This window comes from Rhizomicrobium sp. (genome assembly GCF_056722145.1).
Genome location: NZ_JBWZET010000291.1, coordinates 1 through 9,077 on the forward strand (window position 1 = coordinate 1; position 9,077 = coordinate 9,077).

Sequence of the window (9,077 nt, forward strand, 5' to 3'; positions counted from 1 at the left end):
GATGCGCCCAAGGAAGAGATCACCACCCAGGATCGCCGCCAGGTGACGCTCAACGTGTTCGCGCGCTGGCGCATCGTCAATCCTCTGGTCTATTCGGCGCAGCAGGATTCCAACATCGCGGCCGACAATCTGAAATCGATCCTGTCGTCGAATTTGCGCGGCGTGCTCGCCACCGAGGCCTTCGCGGCGCTGTCGTCGGAGCGGCGCTCGGCGCTGATGGCGCGCATCCGCGACCGCATGAACGTCGATGCCCGCCAGTTCGGCGTCCGGATTGTGGACGTGCGCATCCGCCGGCTCGATCTGCCGTCCGACGCCAGCGACGCGATCTACCAGCGCATGAAAAAGGATCTCGAGCGGCAGGCCGCCAAGTACCGCGCCGAAGGCGACGCCGCCGCCCAGGTGATCCGCGCCCAGGCCGATCATGAGGTGACGGTGATCAAGGCCGAAGCCACCGCCAAGGCCGCCGTGATCAAGGGCGAGGGCGATGCCATCCGCATCGAGAAGACCGCCGCCGCCGCCAGCCAGGACCCGGCCTTCTATGCCTTCTGGCGCACCATGCAGGCGTGGCAGGAAACCCTCGGCCCCAACACCACGGTGATCCTGTCGCCCAAGAGCGAGTTCCTCAAATACATGGGCGAGGGTCCCGGAACTGCCGGTCGGCACAAGTAGCCCATCCGGGCAGCGGCGTGGTGCCGCGCCGGTCGGTCGGCGAATAAGCCTATAAATGCTCGGTGGGTCGCGTTGTGCGAGGGGGGCATGGACAAGGCCGAAATCTATCAGACGCTGGAAGACGAAGCCCGCGGCCGCGCCGCCGGCGAACGCAATCCCATCGCCAACGCCGCCAATTTCGCGGCGCTGATGTGGCAGCATCTGCCCGACATCAACTGGGCCGGTTTCTATTTCAAGAAGGGGCGCTGGCTGGTGCTCGGACCCTTCATGGGCAGGCCGGCCTGCACCCGGCTGCAAGTCGGGCTCGGGGTCTGCGGCAGCGCGGTCGCCGACGGCAAAACCCTGATCGTCCCCGACGTGCACAAATTCCCCGGCCACGTCGCCTGCGATGCCGCCTCCAATTCGGAGCTGGTGGTGCCGCTGTTCAAATACACCACCATCATCGGCGTCATCGACATCGACAGCCCCACCATCGGCCGCTTCGACGAGGCTGACGCCAAAGGCATCGAATCCTTGGCCCGCCTGTTCCTGCTGCGCAGCGATGATGTGGTCTGATGGACGTGAAGTGGTGACCGGTGCGCATTCGCGAGAAATCGGCTAACCCGTTGAAATAAAACAAGCCAATTCACTTGACATTAACGTGAGGCATGGCAATCTAATCGCCGTTGCGGGTAGGTAAATCCGAACCGCATTGCAATTTTTTTGTGCGGGAGGCGTGGTGACACGTCTCCCGCTTTTCGTTTTCGGGGGGCACCATGACACGGGTTTGCGTGTTTGTGGACGGGGAAAACCTTCGTCACAATATCTGTGATCTCTTTTCGCCGGACTATTTCGATAAGCGCGACTACCTCCCGGAGAACGCGCGCTGGGGAGATTTCTTTGATAAACTTGTGGCGCAGGCAACAGACGGCGAAGGCAAGCGCGTTCGAACGTATTGGTATGCCATCGATCTAGTTGACCCTTACCCCTTTGTTCTCAAACGCGAGCGGCAGAACGACGTCGCCTTCGACGAATGGGTGGCTCGGAACGAACGCGTACTGAAGAGCTCCGGCAAGTGGGCGGCAACTGCGGGGCCTGACAAATATCGAAATCTCGCTGCGATCCACGACGCGATGTGGGCGGAACGCGAACGGATAAAACATCGCTTTGAAGGATTTCACGTAATCCAAAACCGGATTGCGCAGATCAATAGAGCCGTAGAATTCCGGCGTTCAGGCGGCATCAGCTATAATCTTCTAACGCGAGAACTTGGCTCCGAAAAGACCGTCGACGCGAACCTTTCCATCGACGTCGTCCTCTTGAAAGACAATTACGATACAGCGCTCATCGTATCTGGTGACCAAGATTACGTCCCGGCGGTTCAGGCGGCGAAGAACTTCGGCAGACATGCGGTAAATGTTGCCTTCCTCGATAAGAACGGGTCACTGCTGCCCGGCGGAGCAAAGCGCCTGAACGAACGGACCGATTGGAGCATCGCTGTTTCGTTCGATGAGTTCAGGGAAATGTTGGGTCTGTCGGAAGCGATCGCCACCTGAGCGTCCTCGGCGCAAATGGCCGTAATGGGAATAATTTCATACCACTCGTGACGAATTTGCCGCTGAAGATAAATTCATGTGATCGGCGGCGCCGCCTCTTTGCTTCACAGGAGGCCCGCTTATGCTGTAGGCACTCCGTTGCAGTCAGGGGCTGTTCGACGATGTCGTGGCGTTCGCCGGTATTCGCTTATTTTTGCGCATTTTTCTTGTGTTTTCCGGCAATCGCGCGGCCGGCGCCGGAGAGTTTCGCCGATCTGTCGGCGCAGCTGTTGCCGACCGTCGTCAACATCTCCACGACTCAGACCCTGAAATCGACACAGCGCGGCGTCATTCCCGAAGCGCCTCCCGGTTCGCCGCTGGAGGACCTTTATCGCCAGTGGTTCGGGTCCAAGCCGGGACAGCCGCGGAAGGTGTCCTCGCTCGGCTCCGGCTTCGTCATCGATCCGTCGGGGCTGATCGTCACCAACAACCACGTCATCGTCGATGCCGACCAGATCACCGTCACGCTCAACGACGGCACCTCGCTGCCGGCCAAGGTGATCGGGCGCGACGACAAGACCGATCTGGCGCTGCTCAAGGTCAACCCGCGCCATCCCTTGCCGACCGCCCATTTTGGCGATTCCGACAAGGCGCGCATCGGTGATTGGGTGATTGCCATCGGCAACCCGTTCGGCCTCGGCTCGACGGTCACCGCCGGCATCGTCTCGGCGCGCAACCGCAATATCGAATCCGGTCCTTACGACGAGTTCCTGCAGACCGACGCGCCGATCAACCGCGGCAATTCCGGCGGGCCGCTGTTCGACATGACCGGCAGCGTCGTCGGCATCAATTCGGCGATCTATTCGCCGTCGGGCGGTTCGGTCGGCATCGGCTTCGCCATTCCCTCCAATCTGGCGCGCGATATCCTCGGGCAGCTGCGCCAGTTCGGGCAGGTGCGGCGCGGCTGGGTCGGGGTCAACATCCAGCAGGTGACGCCCGATCTCGCCGAGGGCCTCGGCCTTCCCGGCGCGATGGGGGCGCTGGTCGGCAACGTCACCCAGGGCGGTCCCGCCGATCAGGCCGGCATCAAGACCCGCGACGTCATCCTCAGCTTTGACGGCAAGAAGATTCCCGACGCCCGCACCCTGTCGCGCATCGCCGCGGGCACCCCGATCGGCAAGACGGTGAATGTCGAAGTGCTGCGCGGCCGCCAGCATCTCAATCTGCATCTGACGGTGCAGAAGCTCTCGGAGCCGTCCAAACCGCAGCGCGGGGCGCCGCCCAAGCCGCGCAAGACTTCGCAGCTCGGCCTGTCGCTGTCGCCGCTTGATGCCGGCGTGCGCGCGCAGTTCCAGGTGCCCGGCGGTGTTGCTGGCGTGGTGGTGACCGACGTCGATCCCGACAGCTCGGCGTATGAGAAAAACGTCCGCGCCGGCGATGTCATCGTTGCGGTGCAGGATCAGCCGGTGAGGACCCCCGGCGAGCTGCAGCAGCGCGTCGCCAGCGACCTCAAGAGCGGCCGCCATGTGGAGGTGCTGCTGGTCAACCGCGCCGGTTCGCTGACCTATGTGGCGTTGCGGTTTTAGTGCTCTTCTGCCCCGCGCGCGAGGTAATGTCTCCGTTCGCAGTTTGAGCGTGGGGACGTGGTCCAGGCGACAAAAGCTTTGCGCCCGCGGCAGCAGAAAGGGCTAGAGCATCGGACGTTCAAGCGAGATCATTCTTTCCTCCCCCGCGATGCTCAAATCATGACGGTGGCACGCCGCCGAAACAGCGGGGGAGGAAAGATGAACGACGTCATCTCGTCTGAATGTTCGTTGCTCTAGCCCACAATCTCCCCGTCGGAATACCCCTGCAGATACAGCACGGCGCGCAGATCATTGTGTGTGATGGCGAAGCGCGCGCCCTCGCGCACCAGGGGCTTGGCGTGGAAGGCGATACCCAGTCCACCGCTTTGGCCGGCGCGCTGGATCATGGCGAGATCGTTGGCGCCGTCACCAATGGCGAGCGCATCCGCCGCCTCAAGCCCGAACCGCTGAAGCCCGTGTTCGAGCGCCTCCAGCTTGGCTTCGCGCCCGAGGATCGGTTCGCCGACCGTGCCCGCCAGCCTGTCGCCGTCGATATCGAGCGTGTTGGACTGATGCTCGTCGAACCCGGCATCGTCCTTGACGCGCGCGGTGAACCAGGTGAAGCCGCCGGAGACCAGCAGTGTTTTGGCGCCGTGCGCCTTCATGGTGGCGACCAGTTCGCGCGCCCCCGGGATCAGTTTCACCTTGTCGCGGTAAACCTGTTCCAGCGCCGCGACCGGCAATCCCTTTAATAGCCCGACCCGTTCGCGCAACGCGCCTTCGAAGGCGATCTCGCCGCGCATGGCGCGTTCGGTGATGGCGGCGATCTTGGGCCCGATGCCGGCGATGGCCGCGAGTTCATCCAGGCATTCGCAGGCAACGATGGTCGATTCCATGTCGGAGACGAGCAGCTTTTTGCGCCGCCCGGCGCTCGCCATCACGTTGATATCGGCGTTGGCGTTGCCTACAGCGGCCCGCGCCGCGGCCAGCATCGCGTCCGGATCGCCGTCGAAGCCGATGTCGAAGGCGCGGCCGTCCGACAGCCACACGACCCCGCCGAACCGTGCCAGCGTGGTTGCCAAGGCGCCGGCATCCTGTGCGATAACGTTGAGTACAAAGGAGAATCGCATTGCCGCCACGTCCTTACGATGCCGTGCTTATTGCAGGCCCGACTGCCAGCGGCAAGTCGCACGCCGCGCTCGCCTTGGCCGAGGCGCAGAACGGCGTCGTCATCAATGCCGATTCGATGCAGGTCTATCGCGAGGTGCGGGTCTTGTCGGCACGGCCGTCGGAGGCCGATCTCGCCCGCGCGCCGCATCTTCTCTACGGCCACGTCGCGGCGACCGAGCATTATTCGGTCGGACGTTATCAGGCCGATGCGGCGGCGGCCCTCGCCGAGGCGCAGGCGGCGAACCGGTTGCCGATCTTCGTCGGCGGCACCGGGCTTTATTTCACCGCGCTGACCGAGGGGCTAGCCGAAATCCCGCCGGTTCCGGCGGCGATCCGCGAGGCGACGCGCGAGCGCCTCAAACGGCTCGGCGTTGCCGGGCTGCATGCCGCGCTTGCCGCTCGCGATCCAGCGACAGCGGCGGGCCTCAGGCCGACCGATCCGCAGCGGGTGTCGCGCGCCTGGGAAGTGCTGGAAGCGACCGGCCGGCCGCTGTCGCAGTGGCAGAAAGAGACCAGCACGCCGGTGCTAGCGGGATTGCGGCTGTCGCGGCTGGTGCTCGATCCCGAGCGGGGTGTGCTGCGCGAGCGCATCGCGGTGCGTTTCGAGGCGATGCTGGCGGCGGGGGCGATGGCGGAAGCGGCGGCCCTCAGCACCCTCGATCCGGTTCTGCCGGCGGCCAAGATTTTGGGATTGCGCCAATTGTGCGCGTTGGCTGAGGGCGCGCTCAGCCGGGACGAAGCGGTCCGCTTGGCCGTCACCGCCACCCGGCAGTTCGCCAAACGGCAGGTGACCTGGTTCCGCCACCGCATGGCCGACTGGCCGCGCCAGGGCGTGCACCCATAAGTTGCACAAAGGTTGACGCTGCGTCGCTTCGGTTGTAGACCAACCTCCATCACAACTTGTAGTTAGTACCCGGTTTGGGAGTTTCCCTCACCAACGGAGATCACCCCATGTCAAAAAGCATCGACATTGAAATCGTTGTCGATACCGTCACCTTGCTTGCCAGTTATCCGAGCCCGAGTACGGATCCGGCCCATCCGACCGGCATCCAGCACAACGGCTTCGCGTACATGATTGCGCAGGCGGCCTATGTCCAGAGCGGGCAGGCCACCGGCGATCTGGCGGTCAATGCGCTGGTCAACGACACCATCCGCTGGCGCAGCCTGTCGCTGTCGGGCAATACCGACAACAGCGCCGTCCTCTACGACATCCGCTGGTTCAAGGGTGAGCACGTCACCACGGAACCGACGCAAGCGATCATTTCGCAGCCTTACGTGCCGCTGCCGATTCTGGTGAAGGGCCAGCAGACCAATCCGCCGACGTTCAGCGCGGTGTTGGCCAACGACTATTTCAACCAGGTCAACGTGTGTGGCCACGGCACCGAAAACTACATGGTGTTCTTCTATCTCACGATCCAGGACCCCAAGACCGGCAAGCCGGTGCTGAAGGGGTACTACTATTGGGATCCGGCGATCATCGTTCCGTAATCGCTACGAAATCTCGGGCGGTTTGCGGCATCGCGAGGTGCCGCAAACGGCATGTCCAGCAAACGCGAGGAGGATGCTGTGACCGCGATCGTCGATCTCGAACTTGCCGTCGATACCGAAACCCTCGTCGCCGACTATCCCCACCTCAGCGGCGATCCCAATCATCCGACGATGCTTTGCAGCGGCATCTGCTATCTGGTTGGTCCGCCGTCCACGGTCGCCAAAGGGCAGGCGAGCGATCGCTTGAAGCTGAAGGTGGTGCCTTCGGAAGATGCGCCGCTGGGCGTGCTGCGCTGGCGGGCGATTTCCTTGACTGGCAACAACGAAGCCGCCGTGACCCTTTATGCCATGCGCTCGATGCAAGCGCCGGGCGTGGTGACGGGGGTGCTGGGCAACTTCCAGCCGATCGTCGACGACGTCGAAGCGCCGTTGCCGATTCTGGTCAATGGCAGCAACACCGACCCACCGAGCTTCACCGTCACGCCGTTCGAGGATTATTTTGTCGAGGCTCAGGTGCAGGCGTTGGGAAAGGTAGATGTGCAGTTCAGCTTCTACCTGACGGTCCCGGACCCGCAGAACGGCAAGCCGAAAATGCTCGGCTATTGCTCCTGGGCGGCGCTGATGACCTTGGCGGTGGGGTGACCCTGCAACGCCATTTGCAAGAATATTTCTCTTCTGCGACAAACTTTCGTCGAAAATTGCTTGACGGACCTGGATTCGATCCATAGTTTGCGCCCACCGCAAAAGGATTACCCTGTGTTCGCAAGGACGGACGTAGTACTTAGGAAGCCGCACTCCGGCCCGGGTTAACCGGTCCCGGCAGGGCGGCTTCATGCGGAAAAGGGGCGGCAACGCCCCTTTCGCTTTTTCGGATTGTTGAGGACCGGCAGAAAAACGAGCGCATCCAACAAATGGAAACCGAACACGGTTAAAACGCGCGGACAGATTCAGGACGAGACGATGATCCCTTCGATAAAGGAAATGACTGGCGCCGAAATGGTGATCCAGGCGCTCAAGGACCACGGCGTCGAACATATTTTCGGCTATCCCGGCGGGGCCGTGCTGCCGATCTATGACGCGCTGTTCGCCGCCTCGAACGAACTCGTCCATGTCCTCGTCCGTCACGAGCAGGGGGCGGTGCATGCCGCCGAAGGCTATGCCCGTTCCACCGGCAAGTGCGGCGTGGCGCTGGTCACCTCCGGCCCCGGTGCCACCAATGCGGTGACCGGGATTGCCGATGCGCTGCTCGATTCGATTCCGATCGTCGTCCTGTCGGGGCAGGTCGCCACCCATCTGATCGGCACCGACGCCTTTCAGGAATGCGATACCGTCGGCATCACCCGGCCGTGCACCAAGCACAACTGGCTGGTCAAGGACATCGCCGACCTGCCGCGCATCCTGCACGAGGCGTTCCAGATCGCGACCACGGGCCGTCCCGGTCCGGTGGTGGTCGACATCCCGAAGGACATCCAGTTCAAGAAAGGTTTCTACGTCGAGCCCGACAGCGTCACCCATCGCACCTATCGCCCGCCGTTCGAGGCCGACAGCGATGCGATTGCGCAGGCCGTGACGCTGATGGCCAATGCCAAGAAGCCGATCTTCTACACCGGCGGCGGCATCATCAACGCCGGCCCGGCGGCGTCCGAGCATTTGCGCGAACTCGTCGAACTGACCGGCTTTCCCGTCACCTCCACCTTGATGGGGCTGGGCGCCTATCCCGCCTCGGGCGACAAATGGCTCGGCATGCTCGGCATGCACGGCACCTTCGAAGCCAACAACGCGATGCATGATTGCGACGTGATGATCTGCCTCGGCGCCCGTTTCGACGACCGCGTCACCGGCCGCATCGATGCGTTTTCGCCGGGATCGAAAAAGATTCACGTCGATATCGACCCGTCGCAGATCAACAAGAACATTCGCGTCGATCTGCCGATCATCGCCGACGCGGGCCAGGCGATCATCGCCATGCTGAGGGTGTGGAAGCAGAAGGAGTGCCGCTCCGACAAGAAGGCGCTGGCCGAATGGTGGGAGCAGATCGAACGCTGGCGCGCCAAGAAATGCCTCACCTACAAGCAGAACGGCCACGGCATCAAACCGCAATACGCCATCGATCGCCTCTATCAGCTGACCAAGGACCGCGACACCTACATCACCACCGAAGTCGGCCAGCACCAGATGTGGGCGGCGCAGCGCTATCATTTCGAAAAGCCCAATCGCTGGATGACCTCGGGCGGGCTCGGCACCATGGGCTACGGCATTCCCGCCGCGCTCGGCGTGCAGCTTGCCCACCGCGACAGCCTCGTCATCGACATCGCCGGCGAGGGCAGCGTCCAGATGACGATGCAGGAAATGGCGACGGCGGTGCAGAACAATCTGCCGATCAAGATCTTCATCGTGAACAACCGCTATCTCGGCATGGTGCGCCAATGGCAGCAATTGCTGCACGGCGGGCGCTACTCCCATTCCTATTCCGAGACGCTGCCCGATTTCGTCAAGATGGCGGACGCCTTCGGCTGCATCGGCATCCGCTGCGACAAGCCGGAAGAGCTCGATGCCGCGATCCTCAAGATGATCGACAGTCCGCGCCCTGTGCTGTTCGACTGCATCGTCGACCAGATGGAGAATTGCTATCCGATGATCCCATCGGGCGCGCCGCACAACGAAATGATCC

General features: G+C 62.8%; 9 protein-coding genes. 8 read left to right on the plus strand and 1 reads right to left on the minus strand.

Going from position 1 to position 9,077, the window contains the following annotated elements:
* From hflC to AC1P6P_RS15005, 4 genes are all read left to right on the plus strand, one after another.
* On the plus strand, positions 1–669 hold a 669-nt coding region (gene hflC, locus AC1P6P_RS14990; protein ID WP_481403245.1), incomplete at its 5' end, for a protease modulator HflC.
* A gap of 87 nt (positions 670–756) precedes the next feature.
* Complete coding sequence (locus tag AC1P6P_RS14995; RefSeq protein ID WP_481403246.1) at positions 757–1,224, plus strand: GAF domain-containing protein; 468 nt, start codon at positions 757–759, stop codon at positions 1,222–1,224.
* A 200-nt stretch (positions 1,225–1,424) separates the two neighbouring features.
* A complete protein-coding gene (locus AC1P6P_RS15000; protein ID WP_481403247.1) occupies positions 1,425–2,204 on the plus strand; it encodes an NYN domain-containing protein in 780 nt (259 codons plus the stop codon).
* 206 nt (positions 2,205–2,410) lie between these two features.
* The gene (locus AC1P6P_RS15005) at positions 2,411–3,769 is read left to right on the plus strand and encodes a Do family serine endopeptidase (RefSeq protein ID WP_481403248.1); all 1,359 of its coding nucleotides are present in this window, start codon (positions 2,411–2,413) and stop codon (positions 3,767–3,769) included.
* Between the two features lie 233 nt (positions 3,770–4,002).
* Here the strand turns inward: AC1P6P_RS15005 and serB are convergent, their stop codons facing one another.
* On the minus strand, positions 4,003–4,878 hold the full coding sequence (gene serB / locus AC1P6P_RS15010; protein WP_481403249.1) for a phosphoserine phosphatase SerB: 876 nt from the start codon (positions 4,876–4,878) through the stop codon (positions 4,003–4,005).
* Here serB and miaA point away from each other — a divergent pair.
* The 4 genes from miaA to AC1P6P_RS15030 all read left to right on the plus strand — a co-directional run.
* Entirely contained in the window at positions 4,878–5,762 is an 885-nt protein-coding gene (gene miaA / locus AC1P6P_RS15015) for a tRNA (adenosine(37)-N6)-dimethylallyltransferase MiaA (RefSeq protein WP_481403250.1), read from the plus strand. The genes serB and miaA overlap by 1 nt on opposite strands.
* Before the next feature lie 107 nt (positions 5,763–5,869).
* The gene (locus tag AC1P6P_RS15020) at positions 5,870–6,406 is read left to right on the plus strand and encodes an AidA/PixA family protein (RefSeq protein ID WP_481403251.1); all 537 of its coding nucleotides are present in this window, start codon (positions 5,870–5,872) and stop codon (positions 6,404–6,406) included.
* A 51-nt stretch (positions 6,407–6,457) separates the two neighbouring features.
* Entirely contained in the window at positions 6,458–7,048 is a 591-nt protein-coding gene (locus tag AC1P6P_RS15025; protein ID WP_481403252.1) for an AidA/PixA family protein, read from the plus strand.
* A gap of 318 nt (positions 7,049–7,366) precedes the next feature.
* The coding region (locus tag AC1P6P_RS15030; protein ID WP_481403253.1) for an acetolactate synthase 3 large subunit at positions 7,367–9,077 on the plus strand (1,711 nt) is incomplete at its 3' end.

What these genes read in the sequence shown, in the direction of transcription:
- AC1P6P_RS14995 (WP_481403246.1), top strand. Translation starts at nt 757, where the DNA reads ATGGACAAGGCCGAAATCTATCAGACGCTGGAAGACGAAGCCCGCGGC.
- serB (WP_481403249.1), bottom strand. Translation starts at nt 4,878, where the DNA reads ATGCGATTCTCCTTTGTACTCAACGTTATCGCACAGGATGCCGGCGCC.
- AC1P6P_RS15025 (WP_481403252.1), top strand. Translation starts at nt 6,458, where the DNA reads ATGTCCAGCAAACGCGAGGAGGATGCTGTGACCGCGATCGTCGATCTC.
- AC1P6P_RS15000 (WP_481403247.1), top strand. Translation starts at nt 1,425, where the DNA reads ATGACACGGGTTTGCGTGTTTGTGGACGGGGAAAACCTTCGTCACAAT.
- AC1P6P_RS15020 (WP_481403251.1), top strand. Translation starts at nt 5,870, where the DNA reads ATGTCAAAAAGCATCGACATTGAAATCGTTGTCGATACCGTCACCTTG.